Genomic DNA, 23,919 nt, shown 5'->3' on the forward strand with positions numbered 1-23,919 from the left:
GGGCGGCTTACTTGAAGCGCCGCTCCACGCCTTTCTCCACCAGGATCTTGGCGGATATCTCTTCCACCGAAAAATGCGTGGAGTTGATGTTGGGAATGTTCTCGCGCCGGAACAGGTTCTCCACTTCGCGCACCTCGAACTCGCACTGGGCAAAGCTGGCGTAGCGGCTGTTGGGCTTGCGCTCGTGGCGAATGGCAGTGAGGCGGTCGGGGTCGATGGTCAGGCCGAACAGCTTGTGCTGGTGGTTCTTCAAGGCCGGTGGCAACTGCAGGCGCTCCATGTCGTCTTCGGTCAGCGGGTAGTTGGCTGCGCGAATGCCGAACTGCATGGCCATGTACAGGCAGGTGGGGGTCTTGCCGCAGCGCGATACGCCCACCAGGATCAGGTCGGCCTTGTCGTAGTAGTGGGTGCGCGCACCGTCGTCGTTGTCCAGGGCGAAGTTCACCGCCTCGATGCGCTCCATGTAGTTGGAGTTGCCGCCGATCGAGTGCGATTTGCCCACCGAATACGACGAATGGGCGGTCAGCTCCTGTTCCAGCGGCGCCAGGAAGGTCGAGAAGATGTCGATCATGAAGCCGTTGGAGGTAGCCAGGATCTCGCGGATATCCTGGTTGACGATGGTGTCGAAGATGATCGGGCGCACGCCGTCGCGTTCTGCGGCGGTATTGATTTGCTGTACCATGGTGCGCGCTTTGTCCACGGTGTCGATGTACGGTCGCGTGAACTTGTTGAACCCGATGCTCTCGAATTGTGCCAACAAGCTTTGTCCCAGCGTTTCGGCAGTGATGCCGGTGCCGTCGGAAATAAAGAAAGCAGATCGTTTCATTTGCGCCTTGGGCCTTAAGCTGGTGACGATTCTTGGATATGATACGTTCGGTTTGCCGAACATCCCTGGTCGGCATTCTCACTTATTTTCCAGGTCCAGGCCACAAACGCCCGGTACGGTCACAGCGAACTGACCGGCGTCATGAGCTTTTCCAACACAGTTAGTGGAGAGATCACCTTGGTAGAGTACGTAGTTTCCCTCGATAAGCTCGGCGTCCATGATGTAGAGCATGTGGGGGGCAAGAACGCATCCCTCGGAGAGATGATCAGTAATCTCGCGGGCGCCGGTGTATCGGTCCCCGGCGGCTTTGCCACTACGGCTCAGGCGTATCGTGACTTTCTCGAGCAGAGCGGCCTGAACGCCCAGATCCATGCCGCCCTCGACGCGCTGGATGTGGATGACGTCAATGCCCTGGCCCGCACCGGCGCACAGATCCGCCAGTGGATCATGGAAGCCGAATTCCCCGAGCGGCTGAACACCGAAATCCGTACCGCCTTCGCCGAAATGTCCCAGGGCAACCCGAACATGGCTGTCGCCGTGCGTTCCTCGGCCACTGCCGAAGACCTGCCGGACGCCTCGTTTGCCGGGCAGCAGGAAACCTTCCTGAACATCCGCGGCGTGGACAACGTGATCCGCGCGGCCAAGGAAGTGTTCGCCTCGCTGTTCAACGACCGCGCCATTTCCTACCGCGTGCACCAGGGCTTCGACCACAAGCTGGTGGCCCTGTCGGCCGGCGTGCAGCGCATGGTGCGTTCCGAAACCGGCACCGCCGGCGTGATGTTCACCCTGGACACCGAGTCGGGTTTCCGTGACGTGGTGTTCATCACCGGCGCCTACGGCCTGGGCGAAACCGTCGTGCAGGGCGCAGTCAACCCCGACGAATTCTACGTGCACAAGGGCACCCTGCAAGCCGGGCGCCCGGCCATCCTGCGCCGCAACCTGGGCAGCAAGGCCATCAAGATGATCTACGGCGACGAGGCCAAGGCCGGTCGTTCGGTCAAGACCGTCGATGTCGACAAGGTCGACCGCACCCGTTTCTGCCTGAGCGACGAAGAGGTCAGCGAGCTGGCCAAGCAGGCCATGATCATCGAGCAGCACTACAAGTGCCCGATGGACATCGAGTGGGCCAAGGACGGTGACGACGGCAAGCTGTACATCGTGCAGGCGCGCCCTGAAACCGTGAAGAGCCGCGCCCAGGCCAACGTCATGGAGCGCTACCTGCTCAAGGAAACCGGCACCGTGCTGGTGGAAGGCCGTGCCATCGGCCAGCGCATCGGCGCCGGCAAGGTGCGGATCATCAAGGACGTGTCGGAGATGGACAAGGTCCAGCCCGGCGACGTGCTGGTGTCCGACATGACCGACCCGGACTGGGAACCGGTGATGAAGCGCGCCAGCGCCATCGTCACCAACCGTGGCGGGCGTACCTGCCACGCCGCGATCATTGCCCGTGAACTGGGCATTCCGGCGGTGGTCGGGTGCGGCAACGCCACCCAGCTGCTCAAGGATGGCCAGGGCGTGACCGTGTCGTGCGCCGAAGGCGATACCGGCTTCATCTTCGAAGGCGAGCTGGGCTTCGACATTCGCCAGAACTCGGTGGATGCCATGCCCGACCTGCCGTTCAAGATCATGATGAACGTCGGCAACCCGGATCGCGCATTCGATTTTGCCCAGCTGCCCAACGCCGGTGTCGGCCTGGCGCGCCTGGAATTCATCATCAACCGCATGATCGGCGTGCACCCCAAGGCACTGCTCAACTATGCCGGCCTGCCGGCCGAGCTCAAGGAAAGCGTCGACAAGCGCATTGCCGGCTACGGCGATCCGGTCGGTTTCTACGTCGAGAAGCTGGTCGAGGGCATCAGCACCCTGGCCGCAGCGTTCTGGCCGAAGAAGGTCATCGTGCGCCTGTCGGACTTCAAGTCCAACGAGTACGCCAACCTGATCGGCGGCAAGCTGTACGAGCCGGAAGAAGAAAACCCGATGCTGGGCTTCCGTGGCGCCTCGCGCTACATCAGCGAATCGTTCCGTGACTGCTTCGAGCTCGAGTGCCGTGCACTCAAGCGCGTGCGCGACGAAATGGGCCTGACCAACGTCGAGATCATGGTGCCGTTCGTACGGACCCTGGGCGAAGCCAGCCAGGTGGTCGACCTGCTGGCCGAGAACGGCCTGGGCCGTGGCGTCAACGGCCTGCGTGTGATCATGATGTGCGAGCTGCCCTCCAACGCGATCCTGGCCGACGAGTTCCTCGAGTACTTCGACGGGTTCTCCATCGGGTCCAACGACCTGACCCAGCTGACTCTGGGCCTGGACCGCGACTCCGGCATCATTGCGCACCTGTTCGACGAGCGTAACCCTGCGGTCAAGAAGCTGCTGGCCAACGCCATCCAGGCCTGCAACAAGGCCGGCAAGTACATCGGTATCTGCGGCCAGGGCCCGTCCGATCACCCTGACCTGGCCAAGTGGCTGATGGAGCAGGGCATCGAAAGCGTCTCGCTGAACCCTGACTCGGTGCTCGAAACCTGGTTCTTCCTGGCCGAGGGCCAGGCCCAGGCCTGATGCGCTGAAGAGGAGCGGCCGCCAGCCAGGAGGCGTCGGGCGGCCGCTTCAACGGATTTTCAGGGCGTGATCCAGTGATGGGCTCGCCCTTTTTTGTGCAAGTAACCTATGCAAAGCAGCAGTACTCTTTTTCCCGTTGCCCTGCTCAGTGCCGAGCGGCGCGGCGACCTCAGCGAAGATGTGTATCGGCTCAAGGCCGGCAACAGCCCCGACCGTACGGTCGAGCTGGCGCTGACACGCCTTGGTATGGCCGACCAGAGCGAGGTGCGCGGTGCCCCGGTCATCCTGTTGCATGGCAGCTTTTCCAACCGGCGCTTCTGGTTCTCGCCGCGCGGTATCGGCCTGGGCGCGACCCTGGCACGCGCCGGTTTCGACGTGTGGATACCGGAAATGCGCGGCCATGGGCTGTCACCCCGCAACCGCGACTACCGCCACAACCGTGTGGCGGACTATGCCCGTTACGATCTGCCGGCAATTGCCGCGTTCGTGTGCGAGGTGAGCGGGCGCACCCCGCACTGGCTTGGCCACTCGCTGGGCGGTACCACGCTGGCGGCAGCATTGGGCGGGGCTTACCTGGCCCAGGAGCAGGTCGCCAGTGCGGCCTTTTTCGGCACCCAGGTCAGCCGAACCTACTGGCCATTGAAAATCCCACCGGTGGAGTGGGGCGGGCGCCTGCTGCTCAGGCGCTTTGCACACCTGTCAGGTTCGCGGCTCAAGCGCGGGCCCGAAGATGAGCCCATCGGCCTGGCGCTGGAAAGCATGCGCTGGTTCGGCCTGTTCGGACGCTTTGGCGACAAGCAGAGCGACTGGTGGGCCGGGCTTGCCGAGGTGCGCGTGCCGGTGCTGGCGGTGGCTGGGGCCGGAGATCACCAGGATCCGGTGTGGGCCTGTCGCAAGTTGTTCGAGCAAATAGGCAGCGAGCACAAGCGTTTCGTGCGGCTGGGGCGCGAGGAAGGCTTCGACAATTTCGGTCATGTCGATATGCTGGTCAGCAAACCGGCCCAGGCCCAGGTGTGGCCGCTGGTGGAGCGCTGGCTGAGCGACCCGCAGGCCATGCTGGCCCCGGCCGAGACAGGTGACCCGCAGCCCGTCGGCGTGTAGCCTTGGTTAAACGCCGGTGCGCCGGCTTCGTCTTTTCAGTGAACGTGTGAAATCCGCTTTCCATTCAATTGGCCATCGACAGGAGTTCCCATGCATTACCTTACCCCCGACTTGTGTGACGCCTACCCGGACCTGGTGCAGGTGCTGGAGCCGATGTTCAGCAACTTCGGCGGCCGCGATTCGTTCGGCGGTCAGATCGTCACCGTCAAGTGCTTCGAGGACAACTCGCTGGTAAAGGCGCAAGCCGACCTGGATGGCAAGGGCAAGGTGCTGGTGGTCGACGGCGGCGGTTCGCTGCGCCGGGCGCTGCTGGGTGACATGATTGCCGAGAAGGCCGCCAAGAATGGCTGGGAAGGGCTGGTGATCTACGGTTGCGTGCGTGACGTGGATGCGCTGGCGCAAACCAATCTGGGTGTGCAGGCGCTGGCCAGCCACCCGATGAAGACCGACAAGCGCGGCATTGGTGACCTGAATGTGGTGGTCACGTTCGCTGGTGTGACCTTCCGGCCGGGGGAGTACGTGTACGCTGACAACAACGGTGTCATCGTGTCGCCCAGCCCGTTGAAGATGCCCGAGTAAATTTCGCTGACGGTGCGTGGGGTAGGGATGTTCGAGGAAGAAAACGCGCAGTGGGGGCTGGTGCATGCCCTGGTACTCGATGGCAAGGGCGGTGCGCGTTCGATCGCTCGAACCGAACTGGACGATCTGCAGTTGCAGCCGGAGCAGAGCCTGTGGCTGCACTGGGATCGCAGCCACCCGCAAACCCAGACCTGGCTGCGCCATGACAGCGGCCTGAGCCCCTTCGCCTGTGACCTGCTGCTGGAGGAAAACACCCGGCCGCGCCTGGTGCCTTTACCGGATGCGCAGATGTTGCTGTTTCTGCGCGGGGTCAACCTCAACCCGGGCGCCGAACCCGAAGACATGGTGTCGGTGCGCATCTTCGCCCAGGCGCAGCGGGTGATTTCGCTGCGCCTGCGGCCGCTGCGCGCCACCGACGAGCTGCTTCAGCAACTGGACGAGGGGCGTGGCCCGACCACGGCCTCCGAGCTGTTGCTGAGCCTGGCCCAGTTGCTGACCGAAAAGGTCCAGGCGCTGGTGTCGGACCTGTCCGAAGTGGTGGATGAAGAGGAAGAAAAACTCGAATCCGACGAACGGTATACGCCTGAGCACGGCAGCCTGCAGCAGATGCGGCGGCGCGCCGCCGGCCTGCGTCGGTTCCTGGCGCCGCAGCGGGAAATCTATGCGCAGCTGGCGCGCAACAAATGGCCATGGTTCGCGCCGGACGATGCCGACTACTGGAACGAGCTCAACAACAGCCTGATCCGCTACCTCGAAGAGCTGGAACTGACCCGCGAGCGCGTGGCGCTGGTGCTTGAAAGCGAGGACCGGCGCCTGAGCGAACGCATGAACAAGACCATGTACCGCTTCGGAATCATCACCTGTATCTTCCTGCCCATGAGCTTTCTGACCGGCTTGCTGGGCATCAACGTGGGGGGCATTCCGGGTTCGGAAAACCCCTATGGCTTCCTTTATGCCAGCTTGCTGGTGCTCGTGCTGGCCCTGGGCCAATGGTGGCTGTTTCGCCGTCTTCGCTGGGTATAGGGGCACTTTCTTGAAATTTCCTACAACATTTGCGCAGATTGTTCATGTGACCCGCCCTATGAGCGTCTCGTCTTTGACAGACATTGCGCGAGGTGCCCATGCACGATCCGTTTGAAGAATCCCTGCGGGACCTGCTCAAGGCCTCGCCGTCCGGCAAAGACCGCGACGACGACGCCTGCCTGGGCCGGGTCCTCAAGACCGCCAACCGTCAGGTCGGCGCGGGCGATCTGTTCAGCCTGCTCGGCCGTTGGAGCCAGGCGCTGATGATCGCCGTGAACAATGGCTCGGCGCATGTCGCGCCGGTGCGTCGTAACGCTTCTGCCCGTAAAGCTGATAAGGCTGATTGATTATGGAACTTGATCTCTGGACCCAGAGCCTGGTGGCGGCGATGACCGCCTTGTGGACCAAAGTCGCCAACTTCATCCCCAACCTGTTTGGGGCGCTGGTGGTGGTGCTGCTGGGCTTTGTGGTTGCCAAGCTGCTCGATACCCTGTTGTCCAAGCTGCTGGCCAAGCTTGGCCTGGATCGCCTGATGGGCGGCACCGGCCTGACCAAGATGCTCAGCCGGGTGGGCATCCAGGTGCCGATCTCGACGCTGATCGGCAAGATCGTCTACTGGTTCGTGCTGCTGATCTTCCTGGTTTCGGCCGCCGAATCCCTGGGGCTTGAACGTGTTTCGGCGACCCTGGACATGCTGGCGCTGTACCTGCCCAAGGTGTTTGGCGGTGCGCTGGTGCTGCTGGCCGGTGTGCTGCTGGCCCAGATCGTCAACGGCCTGGTGCGCGGTGCCGCCGAGGGCATCGGCCTGGAATACGCCGCAGGGGTCGGGCGTATCGCCCAGGGCCTGGTCATCATCATCAGCATTTCGGTGGCCATCAGCCAGTTGGAGGTCAAGACCGACCTGCTCAACCACGTGATTGTCATCGGGTTGATTACCGTTGGTCTGGCAGTTGCGCTGGCCATGGGCCTGGGCAGCCGTGAAATCGCCGGGCAGATCCTGGCTGGAATTTACGTACGTGAGCTCTATCAGGTCGGCCAGCAGGTCCAGATTGGCGAGGTCGAGGGGCAGATCGAAGAGATCGGCACGGTCAAGACGACCGTGCTCACCGACGAGGGTGAACTGGTATCGCTGTCGAACCGGATCCTCCTGGAGCAGCGGGTCAGTAGCCGCTAACCGGGCAAATCCTGCTAATGTATGCCGCCGCAAAATCGCCCAGGCAGGGCGAGCGGCGACAATGACCTGACTGTCGGCCAGATTTGTTTTGAATAAAGTTCACTCGCTGCCCATGCGTTACGACCCCCGCGAGCTCACTGATGAGGAGTTGGTGGCGCGTTCGCATGAGGAGCTTTTTCATGTTACTCGCGCCTATGAAGAGCTCATGCGGCGCTACCAGCGGACCCTTTTTAACGTGTGTGCACGTTATCTGGGGAACGATCGGGATGCTGACGATGTCTGTCAGGAGGTGATGTTGAAGGTGCTGTACGGCCTGAAGAATTTCGAAGGCAAGTCGAAATTCAAGACCTGGCTCTACAGCATCACCTACAACGAATGCATCACCCAGTACCGCAAGGAGCGGCGCAAACGTCGTTTGATGGATGCGCTAAGTCTCGATCCGCTCGAGGAGGCCTCTGAAGAGAAGGCCCCCAAACCGGAAGAGAAAGGCGGGCTGGATAAATGGCTGGTTCATGTGAACCCGATCGACCGCGAAATCTTGGTGCTACGATTTGTCGCAGAGCTGGAGTTCCAGGAGATCGCCGACATCATGCACATGGGCCTGAGCGCCACGAAAATGCGCTACAAGCGTGCGCTCGACAAGCTACGCGAGAAATTTGCGGGCCTCACCGAAACTTAGTGAGTCGCAAATATCTCTAACGTATCGACAAGGTCTGCTAAACTTGTCGACGAGTTGTCCCCCGGGTTTGGTGGGACTACTTAACAATCACCAGATGGGGATTTAACGGATGAAATTGAAAAACACCTTGGGCTTGGCCATTGGTTCTTTTGTTGCCGCAACTTCCTTCGGCGCTCTGGCACAAGGCCAAGGCGCAGTCGAAATTGAAGGCAACGTCACCAAGCAGTACTACGACAGCGAGCGTAACTTCAAGAACGACGGCACCAATCCTGGTGTTCGCCTCGGTTACTTCCTGACCGACGACGTGTCCTTGGACCTGGGCTACAACGAGACTCACAACGCTCGTGGCGACGTGTTCAACAAGGACATCAAAGGTTCCAAGGCCAAGCTGGACGCCACCTACCACCTGGGTACCGTTGGTGACGCAATCCGTCCTTACGTATCGGCTGGTTTCGCTCACGAGAGCCTGGGCCAAGCTACCCGTAACGGTCGCGATCACTCCACCTTCGCCAACCTGGGCGCTGGCGCCAAGTGGTACATCACCGACAACCTGTTCGCCCGTGCTGGCGTTGAAGCGATGTACAACATCGACAACGGCAACACCGAGTGGGGCCCATCCCTGGGTCTGGGTCTGAACTTCGGTGGTAGCGGTGGCAAGGTTGCACCGACTCCTGCGCCAGCTCCAGTAGCTGAAGTCTGCTCCGACAGCGACAACGATGGCGTGTGCGACAACGTCGACAAGTGCCCTGACACCCCAGCCAACGTCACCGTTGACGCTGATGGCTGCCCGGCTGTTGCTGAAGTCGTTCGTGTAGAGCTGGACGTCAAGTTCGACTTCGACAAGTCGGTCGTCAAGCCAAACAGCTACGGCGACATCAAGAACCTGGCTGACTTCATGAAGCAGTACCCATCCACCACCACCACTGTTGAAGGTCACACTGACTCCGTCGGTCCTGACGCTTACAACCAGAAGCTGTCCGAGCGTCGTGCAAACGCCGTGAAGCAGGTTCTGACCAACCAGTACGGTGTTGAGTCGAACCGCGTTGAATCGGTTGGCTACGGTGAGACCCGTCCGGTAGCTGACAACGCCACCGAAGCTGGTCGCGCTGTCAACCGTCGCGTTGAAGCTCAAGTAGAAGCCCAAGCCAAGTAATTGGTCTGACGCTTGAGAAAAGCCCGGCTCCGGCCGGGCTTTTCTTTGCCTGCGATTTGATCGGGCGGTGGGTGCAAGGCGTACGCGGGCCTGTCTTCGTCGCGGCTGCACCGCTATAATCGCTGCCTTCCCACACCTCGAGCTAAGCCTGCCCATGTATACCCTGGCCCGCCAGCTGCTGTTCAAACTGTCCCCGGAAACCTCCCACGACCTGTCGCTGGACCTGATCGGTGCAGGTGGGCGCCTGGGCCTCAACGGGCTGTTGACCAAGGCGCCGGCGCAGTTGCCGGTAACCGTCATGGGCTTGCAGTTCGCCAACCCGGTCGGGCTGGCAGCGGGGCTGGACAAGAACGGTGCCGCCATCGACGGCTTCGCTCAACTGGGCTTCGGTTTCGTCGAGATCGGCACCGTCACCCCGCGCCCGCAGCCAGGCAATCCCAAGCCACGGCTGTTCCGCTTGCCTGAAGCCGAGGCGATCATCAACCGCATGGGCTTCAACAACCTGGGCGTCGATCATCTGCTCGAGCGTGTGCGTGCGGCCAATTACCATGGCGTGCTGGGCATCAATATCGGCAAGAACTTCGATACCCCGGTGGAGCGGGCAGTGGACGATTACCTGATCTGCCTGGAGAAGGTCTACGGTCACGCCAGCTACGTCACCGTCAACGTCAGTTCGCCCAACACCCCGGGCCTGCGCAGCCTGCAGTTTGGCGATTCGCTCAAGCAACTGCTCCAGGCCCTGGCCGAGCGCCGTGAGGCGTTGGCCCTGACCCATGCCAAGCGCGTACCACTGGCCATCAAGATTGCCCCGGACATGAGCGATGAGGAAACCGCTCAGGTGGCGTCGGCTTTGCTGGCCACTGGCATGGACGCAGTGATCGCGACCAACACCACCCTCAGTCGCGAAGGCGTGGAAGGCCTGGCGCATGCTGACGAGGCCGGTGGGCTGTCGGGCGCCCCGGTACGCGACAAGAGTACCCACACGGTGCGCATGCTGGCCGCCGAACTGGGTGGCAAGCTGCCGATCATCGCAGCAGGCGGTATCACCGAAGGCAAGCACGCCGCCGAGAAGATCGCTGCCGGTGCAAGCCTTGTGCAGATCTACTCCGGGTTCATCTACAAGGGGCCTGCGCTGATTCGCGAGTCGGTGGACGCCATCGCCGCCATGGGGCCACGCTGAGCGGGCAGAAAAAAGGGCCCCTCAAAAGGGGCCCCTGGGCCGCAGCCCGCCGCTCGGATAGAGCGTGCATGGTGACTAGAATTCAGATCCTCGTTCAGCCAACGGCGTGAAGTTCGTTGAGTCTATGGATACCCGCAGTGCCGGTCATACCGTCCCAGTTGTCGCCACGTCCCTCGCGCCAGCCGTTGACCCAGGCTTGGCGTACTGACGGTAGAGTAAAAGGGCAAAGCTCGCGGGATTTGCCGGTGACCCCATATTGGTAGCCACGTAAAAATGCTCTTTCCAACGGATCACGCTTAAGTCTTCTCATAGGGTGTTGCCCTCACTTGTTGACTGTAATGTCCCGTCGGCCTCGGCTGAGGCCGGGCAGAGTCGTTCTGCCGGTTATGCGCTCGCTGCCGGCGTGGCGAGCTGGAAGTGTTGCCCCGTTGCAGGACAACCTGATACGAGTTCTAACCAATGCAGGTCACAGTGTGAATGATCGTTTTGTCATAAGGACGTAACCTTTCCAAGGGTCAGGGGATAAGTAAAAAATTGCTTCAGCGGCGAAATGAAGGCAAAGCCAGCTATGATCAGGCTTTGCTCATGGCTCAGGTCAGAACGCCATCGTTGAGAATCACTTCCAACGCAGGGGCTCAAAACGACGAAGGGTCATAAAAAGTCGCAGTTTTACTAGAATTTTTCATTCTGCCGGACGATCAAAGCCTTTTTACCCTGGGGTAAATGGCCGTTGTCCGGCGGCCCGGCGCCATGTCAGCGCCATTCGAACGCCTGCTGGAAGGCGTTCGATCAAACAGCGAAGGGGCGATGCGCTTGCCTTTTCACCTATTGCTCAAGGCTTGGATTACTCATGTCGGACCGTTTCGAACTCTATCTCACCTGCCCCAAGGGCCTGGAAGGCCTGCTTGCCGAAGAAGCCCGTGGGCTGGGCCTGGAGGATGTGCGAGAGCACACCTCGGCCATTCGCGGCGAAGCCGACATGGAAACCGCCTATCGTCTGTGCCTCTGGTCGCGTCTGGGCAACCGCGTACTGCTGGTGCTCAAGCGCTTCAACATGAAGAACGCCGATGACCTGTATGACGGGGTCAACGCCGTCGACTGGCAGGATCACCTGGAAGCCACTGGCAGCCTGGCTGTGGAGTTCAGCGGACACGGCTCGGGCATCGACAACACCCACTTCGGCGCGCTCAAGGTCAAGGATGCCATCGTCGACAAGCTGCGCAATGCGGCGGGCGAGCGGCCTTCGGTAGACAAGCTCAACCCCGATCTGCGTGTGCACCTGCGCCTGGAACGCGGCGAGGCGATTCTGTCCCTGGACCTGTCCGGCCACAGCCTGCACCAACGAGGCTACCGTCTGCAGCAGGGGGCTGCGCCACTGAAGGAAAACCTTGCCGCTGCCGTGCTGATCCGTGCCGGCTGGCCGCGTATTGCTGCCCAGGGCGGCGCGCTGGCCGACCCGATGTGCGGTGTGGGTACATTCCTGGTGGAGGCGGCGATGATTGCCGCCGATATCGCGCCGAACCTGCGCCGCGAGCGCTGGGGCTTCAGCGCCTGGCTGGGTCACGTGCCGGCGCTGTGGCGCAAGCTGCACGACGAGGCCAAGGCGCGCGCCGAAGCCGGGCTGGCACGTCCGCCGCTGTGGATCCGCGGCTACGAGGCCGATCCGCGGCTGATCCAGCCAGGGCGCAACAATGTCGAGCGTGCGGGCCTGAGCGACTGGATCAAGATCTACCAGGGCGAAGTGGGCAGCTTCGAGCCGCGTCCCGACCAGAACCAGAAGGGCCTGGTAATCTGCAACCCGCCCTACGGTGAGCGTCTGGGTGATGAAGCCAGCCTGCTGTATCTCTACCAGAACCTGGGTGAACGCCTGCGCCAGGCCTGCCTGAACTGGGAGGCGGCGGTATTCACCGGCGCGCCCGATCTGGGCAAGCGCATGGGTATTCGCAGCCACAAGCAGTACGCCTTCTGGAACGGCGCGCTGCCGTGCAAGCTGCTGTTGATCAGGGTGCAGCCCGATCAGTTCGTCACTGGCGAGCGTCGTCAGCCAGAGCGCGAGCGGGGCAGCGAGCCGAGCGAGCCCGTTGTTTCAGTCGCCAGCGAGCCGGCGCGTCTGAGCGAAGGCGGGCAGATGTTCGCCAACCGCCTGCAGAAGAACCTCAAGCAGCTGGGCAAGTGGGCCAAGCGCGAGAACATCACCTGCTATCGCGTCTACGATGCCGACATGCCGGAATACGCGCTGGCCATCGACCTCTACCATGACTGGGTGCATGTTCAGGAGTACGCCGCGCCGCGCTCGATCGACCCGGAGAAAGCCCAGGCGCGCCTGTTCGATGCCTTGGCGGCGATCCCCCAGGCGCTGAACATCGACCAGAGCCGCGTGGTGATCAAGCGGCGCGAGCGGCAATCCGGCACCAAGCAGTACGAGCGCCAGAGCAGCCAGGGTCAGTTCACCGAGGTGAGCGAAGGCGGCGTCAAGCTGCTGGTCAACCTGACCGACTACCTCGATACCGGGCTGTTCCTCGACCATCGCCCGATGCGCATGCGCATCCAGCGCGAGGCGGCCGGCAAACGCTTCCTCAACCTGTTCTGCTATACCGCCACGGCCAGCGTGCATGCGGCCAAGGGTGGCGCGCGCAGCACCACCAGTGTCGACCTGTCGAAAACCTACCTGGATTGGGCGCGGCGCAACTTCTCGCTCAACGGCTTCTCGGACAAGAACCGCCTGGAGCAGGGCGACGTGATGGCGTGGCTGCAGGCCTGCCGCGAGGAGTACGAGCTGATCTTCATCGACCCGCCGACCTTCTCCAACTCCAAGCGCATGGAAGGGGTGTTCGACGTGCAGCGTGACCATGTGGAGCTACTTGACCTGGCCGTTGCGCGCCTGGCACCGGGTGGCGTGCTGTATTTCTCCAACAACTTCCGCAAGTTCCAGCTCGACGAACACCTGCAGGAGCGTTACGCGGTCGAGGAGATCACCGCCCAGACCCTGGACCCGGACTTCGCGCGCAACAGCAAGATCCACCGCGCATGGCGCATCCAGGCGCGCTGATGGCGCGCAGGATGTGATCAGGCGTGTGGGGGGTGGCTACCTTGCAGCCACCGCCTACATGCCCGGGTGGAGCCCTGAGCCCGGCTCAGGGTTGCAGCGCTGCGGTACTGCTGTTGAGCTTTGGCTGGCGGTACAGGTCCAGCAGCACCTGGTCGAGCACTGCCGAGGCGCCCCAGGGTTTGGGGTCGTTGAGAATTGCCACCACCGCCCAGGTGTTGCCGTTGCTGTCGCGGCTGAAGCCGGCGATGGCACGCACCGTATTCAGGGTGCCGGTCTTGATGTGTGCTTCACCGGTCATGGCGGTGCGCTTGAGGCGCTTGCGCATGGTGCCGTCCATGCCGGTCAGCGGCATCGAACTGATGAATTCGGCAGCGTAGGGGCTCTTCCAGGCTGCCTGCAGCAGGGTGGCCATTTCCCTGGCGCTGACACGCTCGGCACGCGACAGCCCTGAACCGTTCTCCATGACCAGATGCGGCGCGGTGATGCCTTTCTTCGCCAGCCACTGGCGCACCACGCGCTGTGCGGCACGGGCATCGTCGCCGTCGGCATCGGTGCGGTACTGCGCGCCCAGGCTCAGGAACAGTTGCTGGGCCATGGTGTTGTTGCTGTATTTGTTGATGTCGCGGATCACCTCCACCAGGTCCGGGGAGAATGCGCGGGCCAGCAGGCGTGCACTCTTGGGAACTTCGGCAACCCGGTCAGCCCCCATGATGCGCCCGCCCAGTTCGTTCCAGATGGCACGTACCGCGCCGGCGGCGTAGGTCTGGTGGTCGAGCAGTGCCAGGTAGGTCTGGGAGTTGCAGCCGTCAGCCAACTGGCCGCTGACCACCACGCTGACGCCGTCGGCCTGGGTCACCGGGTTGTAGCGCACTTCGCCCTTGCACTGGTTGCCCGGTACCGCCTTGACCTGGTTGTCGATGCGGATGCTGGCGATGGGCGGCTCTACCGATACCAGGACCTTGCCGCCATCGTTACGGGCCACGAAGCGCAAGGCCTTGAGGTTGACCAGCAGGGAGTCGGGCTTGACCAGGAACGGCTTGTTTTCATCGCCGCCGTCGTCGTTGAACTGGGGAAGCTGGGGCTGCACGAAGTGGCTGCGGTCCAGCACCAGGTCGCCATTGATGGTCTGTACGCCGTTGGCGCGCAGGTCGCGCATCAGCAGCCAGAGTTTTTCCATGTTCAGCTTGGGGTCGCCGCCGCCCTTGAGGTACAGGTTGCCGTTGAGGGTGCCGTTGCTCAGGGTGCCGTCGGTGTAGAACTCGGTTTTCCACTGGTGGGTCGGGCCGAGCATTTCCAGCGCGGCATAAGTGGTGACCAGTTTCATGGTCGAGGCCGGGTTGACCGACACATCGGCGTTGAACACCGTGGGTGTGCCCGGACCATTGAGCGGCAGCATCACCAGCGACAGCGCGGAGCCGTCGAGCTTGTTGGTCTTGAGGGCCTGTTGCACCTTGGGCGAAAGGGTGGTGTTGACGGGGGCGGCGTGGGCCGGCATGGCCAGTGGCAGCAGCAGGCCGGCGAACAGCAGTGAACGTAGAGATGTGGTCATTTGCACTGAAACCCTGCAGGCGAGGGGTGAAAAAAACCAGAGCGCAATAGGGTGACGGCCCCGGTATGGAAAAATATAGCGCGCATTATGCACCACGCATGCTGCCCATGTGCCTAACAATGCCTGTCAGTGCGGCGATTTTTCGGGTTTTATTCAGGCAGTTTCGCGGTGGAACTGGTAAAGTGCCGCGCGTTATTACTTAAGAGGATTGTTTCATGGCGACCAACCGTTCCCGCCGTCTGCGTAAAAAACTGTGTGTAGACGAGTTCCAGGAGCTGGGTTTCGAACTGAACCTGGAGTTCAAGGAAGACCTGTCCGACGAAGCCATTGACGCTTTCCTCGACGCCTTCCTGGATGAAGCCATGGATGCCAACGGCCTGGACTACGTCGGCGGCGACGACTTCGGTCTGGTCTGCAAGGCAGATCGTGGCTCGGTCACCGAAGAGCAGCGTGCTGCAGTGCAGGCATGGCTCAAAGGCCGCAGCGAGCTGACCAAGATCGAAGTCAGCCCGTTGCTGGATGCCTGGTATCCGGAAAAGCCGGTCAACCCGGCTAGCTGATACCTCGTCAAAGCGGCAGCCCTGGTGGCTGCCGCTTGCGTTCTACCCCTGCATCGGCCCCGTTCCCGTGGGCTGCGACAGCGCCTCCAGCGTATCGCGCAACGCCTGATCCACCTCGTTCATTGCCCTTAGCACCTGCCGTTTGCGTCGCCTGAGCACAGGTTCTGGCGCAGCGTCCTCGCACGCCGCTTCCAGCCGTTCGCAGGCCAGCATCAGCGCCTCGGACTGCACCATGCGCGCCACCCCCAGCACCTTGTGTGCAGCGTCCCTGAGTATTGCCGGCGAGCCGCGAGTATCGGCGTCGAGCAGTTGCTGACGGTCGATCGGGGCGCAACTGAGCAACTGTTCGAGCAGGCGGCGCAGTTCGCCTGGGTCGTTGCCGATGATCGGCCCCAGCCCCATCAGGTCGATCAGGGGCATGTCACCACGGGCGCGGCCTGCCGACAGGGGAGCGTCGTTCAGGCGCTGGCTGAGTTCATGCAGGGTGATGGGTTTGAGCAGGCAGTCGTTCATGCCCGCGGCGTGGCAGCGATCACGCACTTCAGGTTGGGTATTGGCGGTGTAGGCCAGGATGGTGCAGGGCGCGCGCCCGAGTATGCGCTCTTCCTCGCGTACGGCCTGGGCCAACTGGTAGCCGTCCATCTGCGGCATGTTGCAGTCCACGATCAACACGTCGAAAGGCTCCAGGCGCCATGCCTGCAGCGCACTCAGGCCGCTGTCGGCATTGGTGTGCTGCACGCCGAGAAAGTCCAGCTGCTGGCCCATCAGCAGCAGGTTGGCCGGGTGGTCGTCGACCACCAGCACCTTCACCGCCGGCGCCGGCAAGGTCGGCTGGGGCACGGGGTCGGCGAGCTTCTCGCAAGCTGCCAGCCCCGTCAGCGGCATGCTGATCTTCACCTCGGTCCCGGTGCCCGGTTCGCTGTGCAGCGTCAGCTGGCCGCCCATCATGGCGCACAGGCTGCGGCTGATGACCAGGCCCAGGCCGGTGCCGCTGCGTGCCAGCGGGCTGTCGGGGGCGACCTGGGCGAAGGGCTGGAACAGGTACTGCTGGTCGGTCGCGCTGATGCCGATACCGCTGTCGCTGACCGAGAGCAGTAGTTGCAGGGTATCGGGCCCGGCCCCCGGTTGCAGGGCCAGGTCCACGCGTACCTGGCCCTGGTCGGTGAACTTGATCGCGTTGCTGACCAGGTTCGAGAGGATCTGCTTGAAGCGCAGCGGGTCGAGCAGCACGTCGCGGCAGGCGCTCTCGTCGATGACCAGGCTCAGGCTGAGGTCCTTCTGCCGGGCCAGGGCCTCGAACACCCTACCCACCGACTCCACCAGCTCACCCAGGTTGACGCGCTGGGGGCTCAGGCTCATGTGGCCAGACTCGATACGCGCGATGTCGAGGATATCGCCGATCAGCGACAGCAGGTCCCTGGCCGAGCTGTAGGCCACCTCGATGGCGGGACGGTCGAGGTGCCCGGCATCGGCGCGCTTGAGTGCCAGCTCGAGCATGCCGATCACCGCGTTCATGGGGGTACGGATCTCGTGGCTCATGGTGGCCAGGAACTTGCTTTTTGCGCGGTTGGCGTTATCGGCCTGCTCCTTGGCCTGGCGCAGTTCCTGGATCAGCTGGCGGCGGTCGCTGATGTCCAGCCAGCCGCCGATGATGCCCTGTACCTCGCCCAGCGAGTCGCGGTACGGCAGTACCCAGTGGTAGATGGTCAGCTCGCGGTTCTTCAGCATCATGGGGCGGTCGACGATCAATGGCAGGCCTTCGTTCATCACCTGCTGGTAGTCCGCCTGAAACTGACTGGCATTGTCGGCATCGGTGAGCGGCGCATCGTGGATGGACTTGCCCAGTACCTCTTCGGCGCGCGCCTCAACGGCCTGCAGGTAGCTGTCGTTGCAGCTCTTGAGCAGGCCTTGGCGGTCACGCACGTAGATCGGGTGCGGCGTGCCGTTGACCAGCGCCCGCATGAACTCGAGCTGGTCGCCCAGGGCGCGCTCGATCTGCTCGCGCTTCTTGATCTGGCGACGCATCCAGCCGTTCCAGGCCAGCGACAGGATCAGCAGCAGGCCGGTGCCCAGCACCAGTTGGATGATGAAGCGCTGGTGGCTTTGCCAGTAGGAGCTGGGTTCGCCGCTGAAATCGCGCCAGCGGCCATTGATTGCGCCCAGCTCCTGGGGCGGGATGCTAAGCAGGGCCTTGTCGAGGATAGAGGTCAGTTCGTCGGCGCCCTGGGCGGTGGCCATGGAGTAGGTCGCCGGCTCGTCGCCGATGTTGGCGCGGATGATCAGATGCTTTTGGGTGGTGAGCCTGAAATTGGCATTGATCAGCGCGGTGACCATGCCGTCCACCTGGTGACGCGACAGCAGTTCGGCGGAGGCTGCGGGGCTTTCCGTTTCAACCAGCTCGATGCCGCCATGGCGAATGCGCAGCCCGTCGTTGAGCGTACTGCCGCGGGTCACGGCCAGGCGCTTGCCATACAGCTGGCGCAGCGAGGCAGGTTCGTCCTCGCCCTTGCGCGTGACCAGCACGTAGGCGTTCTCCAGGTAGGGCCGGCTGATGTTCAGGGTGGCTTCGCGCTGTGTGCTGGGCGTGATGGTGGCGATGACGTCGGCGCGACCCTGGTGCAACTGGTCGATCATGTCGCTGATGCCGGCGCTGCGATGGATCTCGAAACGCAGGCCGGTGCGCAGACGGATCAGCTCGAGCAGGTCGGCAACGATACCTCGCAGGTTGTTGGCACTGTCGTAGAACGACAGCGGCGCGGCGTTTTCGTCCACCACCACGCGCACCACCGGGTGTGCCGCCAGCCAGCGTTGTTCGCGTGGGGAAAGTTGCAGCTTGCGATCAGTCAGCAGCATGCCGTCGCCGATGCTCCAGCGCTGGAAGATGCTGGTGCGCATGGCGCTGGTGACCGCGTCCAGGGTGGTATTGACCAGCTCGAGCAGCAGCGGGTTGTCGGCGCGCAGGGCGAAGCTGAAGCCCACAGGCTCGTGTTTGCCGAAGTTCACCATCTTGAGGTTTTTCAGGTAGCCCTGGTTGATCTGGTAATAGGTCGACAAGGCGTCCCCCAGGAACACGTCGGCCTGTTCGAAGGCCACCGCGTTGAGGGCATTGTGGTAGGAGCTGTAGGTCTGCACCGTGGCGTTGGGGTAGGTGGCGCGAACCTCGCTCAATGGCAGGTAATGGGCAACCACGCTCAGGCGCAGCCCCTTGAGGCCGTTGTCCAGTGCCCGGGTTTCATTTTCGCGGGTGACCAGCACCGGCAGGTCTTCGGCATAGGGGCGCGACAGGGCCACCTCGGGGAGGGCGGCATCGTAGCCATTGGCACTTCCCAGCAGGTCGATGTGCCCGTCTATCAGGGCTTGCAGGGCCTTGTCGCGGTTGGCGAAGCGCTTGACCCGAATGGGCCGGTTCAAGGTATTGCCGATCAGGCCGGCGTAGTCGGCGGTCAGGCCCTCGTAATCGCGGCCACTGGCGGTGATGTCGAACGGCGCGTAGTCCGGTGCCGAAGTGCCCAGTACCAGCACGTCATGCTTGTCGAGCCAGTCGGCCTGGGCCGGTGTGGGGGTTACAGCCATGGCCGCCAGGCCGCTGCGGCTGAGCAGCTCGTAGTTGCGCTCGCCGGGTTCGTTGGCGCAGAGCGGAGGGGCGAGGCAGGCCCCGGCGAACAGCAGGCAGAACAACAGAAGACGTTTGGCCATGCTCGCACTCATACCAGCGCGTTGCGTTTGGCCATCTCGATCAGTTCCACCAGCGAGTTGGCCTTGAGTTTCTGCATCAGGCGTTTTTTATAGGTGCTCACGGTTTTATTGCTGAGAAACATGCCGGACGCAATTTCCTTGTTGCTCTTGCCCTGGGCAAACAGTTGCAGAACCATCAGTTCCCGATCATTGACAGTCTTGAACAGTTCCATCTCGCTGTCGCCGCTGTCCTGATGGCGAAGTGGGTTTATTGCCTGGCTGGGGAAATAGTTGTAACCGGAAAGTACCGCCTTGATGGCACTGAGCAACTCGCTGAGGTCCTCCTGCTTGCATACATAACCGCAGGCCCCCGACAACATGCAGCGTGTTGCAAACAGTACGGGTGATTGCGCAGTCAGCACCAGAACCTTCATCGGCACGGCCATGCTGTTGAAGCGCGACAGCACTTCCAAGCCATCCAGCTTGGGGATGCCGATGTCGAGGATGATCAGGTCGGGCACGGTTTCGCGGGTCATCTGCATGGCGTCCACGCCATTGTCGGATTCGCCGGTGACCCGATAACCCTCGTTCTCCAGCAACATGCGTACAGCCAGGCGAATGACGGGATGATCGTCGACAATAAATACGGAGTGCATAATCACCTTCCAGGTAGGGGCCATAAAGAAGCCGCACCATAGCCCAGTTGGAAGGCGTGCACGTAAATAGAGTTGCGCTCAAACTTAATATGGGAAAATTCCTACAATAAGTTGGGCGCAAGGCTACAAATAGTTGATTTTCAAGCGCGCCACATCGTTTTGCGCACTAATCAATACGGCTGCAATCGCCTACGTTACATACGTGGAAGTTGCAGCGTATTGATCGGGTCAACTGCATCAGATCGGGCTTGAACGCCCGGTCATTTCGCGGGCCATTTCGCTGGCATAGCTGTCGGTCATGCCGGCAATGAAGTCGATCATGCGCAGGAAGGCGCTGTGCAATGTGCTGTTGGGGTCGGGCGCATTGTTGCCCAGCAGGTCAAGGATGCGCCGGTGCTTGAACGATGGCGTGCGTCCGCCGTGCTGTTCCAGCGCTGCGCCGCAAAATGCATTGAGCAGAATCTCCAGCGTGGTGTAGGCACCGATTTCATGCAGTGTCTTGCGCTTGTCCTGGAAGATCTTCTTGCGCGCCATGTCCTTTGCCTGCAGCACACAGCGCTTGGCCGGGCCGTGCATGTGCTCGACCAGGTCGCCGTGCAGGGTGCCGGCCAGCAAGGCTTGCTGCTGCTCGACGAATGCCCGCGCGGCGGCGTTGGTCAGGTGCTCGATCGCCTTGCCGCGCAGGATCGCCAGCTTGCGCCGGCGCGAATCCCCGGGGCCCAGCTGGCGGTAGGTTTGCGGCAGGTCGTCACCCACCAGCCCCAGCAGCAGCGCTTCTACCTCGGCGTAGTCGAGCAGCTCCATTTCCAGGCCGTCTTCCAGGTCGATCAGCGCATAGCAGATATCGTCGGCGGCCTCCATCAGGTACACCAGCGGGTGCCGGGCCCAGCGTTGCGGCTCGAGTTGCGGCATGCCCAGCTTGCGTGCGATCTGCTCCAGCAACGGCAGCTCGCTCTGGTAGCAGCCGAACTTGTGCTTCTTGTAGCCCAGGGCATCGGCGTGGCGGGCGCTCCAGGGGTACTTGAGGTAGGTGCCCAGGGTGGCGTAGGTGAGGCGCGTGCCGCCATCGAACTGGTGATACTCCAGTTGGGTCAACACGCGAAAGCCCTGGGCATTGCCTTCGAAATTGAGGAAGTCGCCCCGTTCGGCATCGCTCATCGCATCCAGCCAGCCGCGTCCGGCGGCCTGCTGGAACCAGTGCCGGATTGCGTCCTCGCCGGAGTGGCCGAACGGCGGGTTGCCGATATCGTGGGCCAGGCAGGCAGACTGCACCACCATGCCCAGGTCGCTGGGCGCGCACCAGTCCGGCAGGCTGTCGCGCAGTGTCTCGCCCACCCGCATGCCCAGCGAGCGGCCCACGCAACTGACCTCCAGCGAGTGGGTCAGGCGCGTGTGGATGTGATCGTTGCTGGTGACCGGGTGTACCTGGGTTTTGCGCCCCAGGCGGCGAAAGGCACCCGAGAAGATGATCCGGTCGTGGTCCTTGTGGAAGGGGCTGCGCCCGAGTTCTTCGGGGCTGTGCAGGGTTTTGCCGAGGCGTTCGCGGGTAAGCAGTGTGTGCCAGTCCAAGGCCGGTTCTCCAGTGCGGGGCAGGCCCCTAGCTTCCCGTGTCCCGGACGTGGCCGCAACCCTCAGAGGCCATCGGCATCCAGGTCGATCAGCAGCAGGCGGCGCCCGTCGTCGAAGAACTGGCCGGCGGTCATGCAGTACTGGTTGGTGGTGGCGTCGCGGTAGGTGCTGGACAGAATCAACCGGCGCTCATCCCAGCCCTCGGCCAGCAGGTGATAAAAGTAGGGCCGCCATGACCAGTTGTGGCCCTGGTAGCCGTTGTTCACGTGCCAGTGCTGGCCGTGCCATTCCAGATTGGGGGTGAGCTGGGTGCCGTGCCGGTCACACAGAAAAAACCGCAGCACCCAAGGGTAGGCGTGCAGGTTCGGCAACTGTTCGACCGAGGCCTGGGCCTGCGCCCAGGCCTGCAGCCGGGGCATCAGTTCGGCCAGTTGCTGGCGGCGCTGCATCAGCCGTGCGCGCTCGTCCAGCTTGGCCTGCACGTAGCGCTCGCGCAGGTGGCCGAAGCGGGTGACGAATGCATCGCTGGCGAAAAAACCGGCCTGGGCCTGGGCGAACAGGTGGCCCTGCAGGTAACGCGCGCCACATTCCAGGGCGAAGTCAAGCTCGGCCTCGTTCTCGACGCCTTCGGCAATGATCCAGCACCCGGTCTTCTCGGCCATCTGGGCCAGGGCCTTGACCACTTCGCTGCTGGGCCCGCCGCGGGCGGCGGCCTGGAACAGGCGCATGTCGAGCTTGAGAATGTCTGGCTGCAGCGCCAGCACCCGGTCCAGCTGCGAGTAGCCGGCGCCGAAATCATCGATGGCGATGCGTGCGCCGGCCTGGCGATAGCGCGTGACCACATCGGCCAGGCGCTGCAGGTCGCCGCCCTGTTCGGTGATCTCGAAGACCACCCGGCGTGGATCGATGCCGTGCTGTCGTACCTGCATCAGGCTGGGCAAGGGCTCGTCGGCAGCCAGCTCGCTGATCCAGCGGGGCGAGATGTTCAGGCTCAGAAACCAGTCGCCCGGTGCCTGGCTGAAGGTTGCCAGGGCCTGGCCACGCAGCGTGCGATCGAGGGTGCGCAGGGCTGCGGTGGGCATTTGCGGGTCAATGAACAGCGGGCCGACCGAGCGCAGCTGGCCGTCGGCCTGAACCAGTCGGCCAAGGGCTTCGATACCGGCGATGCGGCCAGTGGCCGTATCGATGAAGGGTTGATAGCAGGCGAGCGGGTGCCCGTCGTACACGGCGGCTCCTTGTTTTTACGAGACGGCTGGCCGGATGCTCAGCACGGCAAGCCTGCGGCCCGCCGCCTCGTATTGCAAGAATGCAGCCAGTTTGCGTTCAGCGCCTTGACTGCATGAACAGGCGTATCAGCGGGGTCAGGCTGCTGCCCACACCGGCCAGCCGTGTCAGGCTGCCGTTGCGTGCGCCCTTGCCGGTCAGAAAGCCCAGCAGCACCACGGCGCCGATACCCCAGAGGGGCGCGTGCTTGATGCCCAGGCCGCCCTGCAGCCCGCCTTGCAGGGAGTCGCCCACCCCGCGCAGGCGTGTCAGCGGCTTGAGCAGTTGCCCGGATTCGTGGCGGATTTCCTGGCGACGCATTTCCAGGCGCAGGCGTACCAGGGCCTTGCGCAGTTCGCGGCGGTCGGTGGTTTGCGGCAATTCAGGCAGGCTCATGGCAACAGGCGCTCCCGGTCCTTGGCAAGTTCTTCGAGGGTGGCATGGAACGGCGAGGACTCGTCGAACACCGCTGCCTTGAGGCGCAGCCCGCAGAACACCGCCGCCAGGCTGTAGAACACGCACAGGCCGATGATGCCGGCCAGGCGATAACTGTCCCACAGCAGAATCAGCAGCAGCGCCGACAAGGCCGTCAGCAACAGCAGGGCGAACACCAGGGCCAGCCCGGCGAACAGCAGCAGGCTCAGGGTGCGCGCCTTCTGTTCCTGCAGTTCGATGCCGAACAGTTCGACGTGGCCGTGCAGCAGACCAAGGATGGCGGCGCCAAGGCGCCGTGAAGACGAGCCGGTGGTTTCGGTTTCCATACCCCGTACCTCAGCGACGACTGGCCAGCAGGCCGATCAGAAAGCCCACGCCAGCGGCAATGCCGACGGATTGCCAGGGGTTGGACTGCACGTAGTCCTCGGTGGCGCTGAGTGCAGCCTGGCTGCGTTCACGTACCGAGTCCTGGGTCTGCTTGAGGGTCTCGCGGGCACGCGACACGCTTTCCTCGATCTGCCTGCGCAACTCGTCGGCCTGATCGCCGGCCAGGGTCGCGGAGTGCTCCAGCAGTTTTTCGGCATCCTGTACCAGGATTTCGAAGTCTGCCTGAAGGATGTCTTTTGCAGTTTTGCGGGCCATGGGTCTCTCCGTGTCAAGTGGGCGTCTGGCATTTCGAGTGCCGAGCGCTGCGTAAGGTTCAGTGCAATCGGCAGTGGTACAGCATTTGCCTTGCCTTGGTGCAGCAGGCCGGGCGGCCGCGCCAGATCAGGGCGCGAAACGACGGCCGGTCGATAAACCATAACCCAATCCACGACAAACCCCGGAAAAAACTCCACGTCAGCGCTGCATTCGCGCCCCCGGCCCCCACATGGCGGGCCAGGGTAGTGCGCAC

General features: G+C 62.8%; 21 protein-coding genes. 11 read left to right on the top strand and 10 right to left on the bottom strand.

The features are described from left to right. Positions 1-7 precede the first annotated feature (7 nt). Positions 8-826, bottom strand: a complete 819-nt coding sequence (locus tag DN388_RS07415; protein WP_043864615.1) for a pyruvate, water dikinase regulatory protein — start codon at positions 824-826, stop codon at positions 8-10. Positions 827-1,003: 177 nt separating this feature from the next. On the opposite strand from DN388_RS07415, the gene ppsA reads away from it, so the two are divergent. The 9 genes from ppsA (at position 1,004) to DN388_RS07460 (ending at position 10,268) form a co-directional block, all read left to right on the top strand. After that, the gene (gene ppsA, locus DN388_RS07420; protein ID WP_116055059.1) at positions 1,004-3,379 is read left to right on the top strand and encodes a phosphoenolpyruvate synthase; all 2,376 of its coding nucleotides are present in this window, start codon (positions 1,004-1,006) and stop codon (positions 3,377-3,379) included. Positions 3,380-3,487: 108 nt separating this feature from the next. After that, positions 3,488-4,480, top strand: coding sequence for an alpha/beta fold hydrolase (locus tag DN388_RS07425; RefSeq protein WP_254998268.1), 993 nt, complete (start codon positions 3,488-3,490; stop codon positions 4,478-4,480). Positions 4,481-4,570: 90 nt separating this feature from the next. Then, positions 4,571-5,059, top strand: coding sequence for a ribonuclease E activity regulator RraA (gene rraA, locus DN388_RS07430; protein ID WP_043864612.1), 489 nt, complete (start codon positions 4,571-4,573; stop codon positions 5,057-5,059). 27 nt (positions 5,060-5,086) lie between these two features. Beyond that, a complete protein-coding gene (locus DN388_RS07435; RefSeq protein ID WP_043864611.1) occupies positions 5,087-6,082 on the top strand; it encodes a zinc transporter ZntB in 996 nt (331 codons plus the stop codon). 92 nt (positions 6,083-6,174) lie between these two features. Continuing rightward, on the top strand, positions 6,175-6,429 hold the full coding sequence (locus DN388_RS07440; RefSeq protein WP_173925061.1) for a CrfX protein: 255 nt from the start codon (positions 6,175-6,177) through the stop codon (positions 6,427-6,429). Between the two features lie 2 nt (positions 6,430-6,431). Further along, positions 6,432-7,256: a mechanosensitive ion channel domain-containing protein gene (locus DN388_RS07445; protein WP_043864609.1), complete on the top strand. Its 825-nt coding sequence runs from the start codon at positions 6,432-6,434 to the stop codon at positions 7,254-7,256. 88 nt (positions 7,257-7,344) lie between these two features. Next, on the top strand, positions 7,345-7,935 hold the full coding sequence (gene sigX / locus DN388_RS07450; RefSeq protein ID WP_026001337.1) for an RNA polymerase sigma factor SigX: 591 nt from the start codon (positions 7,345-7,347) through the stop codon (positions 7,933-7,935). A gap of 109 nt (positions 7,936-8,044) precedes the next feature. Next, positions 8,045-9,088, top strand: coding sequence for an OmpA family protein (locus DN388_RS07455; protein ID WP_043864608.1), 1,044 nt, complete (start codon positions 8,045-8,047; stop codon positions 9,086-9,088). A 154-nt stretch (positions 9,089-9,242) separates the two neighbouring features. Beyond that, positions 9,243-10,268, top strand: a complete 1,026-nt coding sequence (locus DN388_RS07460; RefSeq protein WP_043864607.1) for a quinone-dependent dihydroorotate dehydrogenase — start codon at positions 9,243-9,245, stop codon at positions 10,266-10,268. Between the two features lie 94 nt (positions 10,269-10,362). Here the strand turns inward: DN388_RS07460 and DN388_RS07465 are convergent, their stop codons facing one another. Next, positions 10,363-10,578 carry a ribosome modulation factor gene (locus tag DN388_RS07465; RefSeq protein WP_078479587.1) on the bottom strand — a complete coding sequence of 72 codons (216 nt, stop codon included), beginning with the start codon at positions 10,576-10,578 and terminating at the stop codon, positions 10,363-10,365. 540 nt (positions 10,579-11,118) lie between these two features. Between DN388_RS07465 and rlmKL the strand changes: the two genes are divergently transcribed. Then, positions 11,119-13,317, top strand: a complete 2,199-nt coding sequence (gene rlmKL, locus DN388_RS07470) for a bifunctional 23S rRNA (guanine(2069)-N(7))-methyltransferase RlmK/23S rRNA (guanine(2445)-N(2))-methyltransferase RlmL (protein ID WP_078479588.1) — start codon at positions 11,119-11,121, stop codon at positions 13,315-13,317. 85 nt (positions 13,318-13,402) lie between these two features. Here the strand turns inward: rlmKL and dacB are convergent, their stop codons facing one another. Further along, positions 13,403-14,866, bottom strand: coding sequence for a D-alanyl-D-alanine carboxypeptidase/D-alanyl-D-alanine-endopeptidase (dacB, locus tag DN388_RS07475; protein WP_043864605.1), 1,464 nt, complete (start codon positions 14,864-14,866; stop codon positions 13,403-13,405). 215 nt (positions 14,867-15,081) lie between these two features. Here dacB and DN388_RS07480 point away from each other — a divergent pair, with 215 nt between their 5' ends. Further along, positions 15,082-15,426 carry a YggL family protein gene (locus tag DN388_RS07480; protein WP_043864604.1) on the top strand — a complete coding sequence of 115 codons (345 nt, stop codon included), beginning with the start codon at positions 15,082-15,084 and terminating at the stop codon, positions 15,424-15,426. A 42-nt stretch (positions 15,427-15,468) separates the two neighbouring features. Here the strand turns inward: DN388_RS07480 and DN388_RS07485 are convergent, their stop codons facing one another. The 7 genes from DN388_RS07485 to DN388_RS07515 form a co-directional block, all read right to left on the bottom strand. Beyond that, the gene (locus tag DN388_RS07485; protein WP_254998294.1) at positions 15,469-19,122 is read right to left on the bottom strand and encodes a transporter substrate-binding domain-containing protein; all 3,654 of its coding nucleotides are present in this window, start codon (positions 19,120-19,122) and stop codon (positions 15,469-15,471) included. A gap of 8 nt (positions 19,123-19,130) precedes the next feature. Further along, entirely contained in the window at positions 19,131-19,757 is a 627-nt protein-coding gene (locus DN388_RS07490; RefSeq protein ID WP_043864602.1) for a response regulator transcription factor, read from the bottom strand. A 237-nt stretch (positions 19,758-19,994) separates the two neighbouring features. Beyond that, the gene (locus DN388_RS07495; protein WP_054916205.1) at positions 19,995-21,326 is read right to left on the bottom strand and encodes a deoxyguanosinetriphosphate triphosphohydrolase; all 1,332 of its coding nucleotides are present in this window, start codon (positions 21,324-21,326) and stop codon (positions 19,995-19,997) included. Positions 21,327-21,388: 62 nt separating this feature from the next. After that, positions 21,389-22,552, bottom strand: a complete 1,164-nt coding sequence (locus tag DN388_RS07500; RefSeq protein ID WP_254998297.1) for an EAL domain-containing protein — start codon at positions 22,550-22,552, stop codon at positions 21,389-21,391. A 97-nt stretch (positions 22,553-22,649) separates the two neighbouring features. Next, entirely contained in the window at positions 22,650-22,985 is a 336-nt protein-coding gene (locus tag DN388_RS07505; protein WP_043864599.1) for a hypothetical protein, read from the bottom strand. Beyond that, a complete protein-coding gene (locus tag DN388_RS07510) occupies positions 22,982-23,350 on the bottom strand; it encodes a phage holin family protein (RefSeq protein ID WP_043864598.1) in 369 nt (122 codons plus the stop codon). The genes DN388_RS07505 and DN388_RS07510 overlap by 4 nt, the downstream gene beginning before the upstream one ends. A gap of 10 nt (positions 23,351-23,360) precedes the next feature. Beyond that, a complete protein-coding gene (locus DN388_RS07515; RefSeq protein WP_043864597.1) occupies positions 23,361-23,666 on the bottom strand; it encodes a YqjD family protein in 306 nt (101 codons plus the stop codon). Positions 23,667-23,919: the final 253 nt, after the last annotated feature.

Source organism: Pseudomonas sp. S12(2018) (assembly GCF_024355235.1).
Taxonomy (GTDB): Bacteria; Pseudomonadota; Gammaproteobacteria; order Pseudomonadales; family Pseudomonadaceae; genus Aquipseudomonas; species Aquipseudomonas palmensis.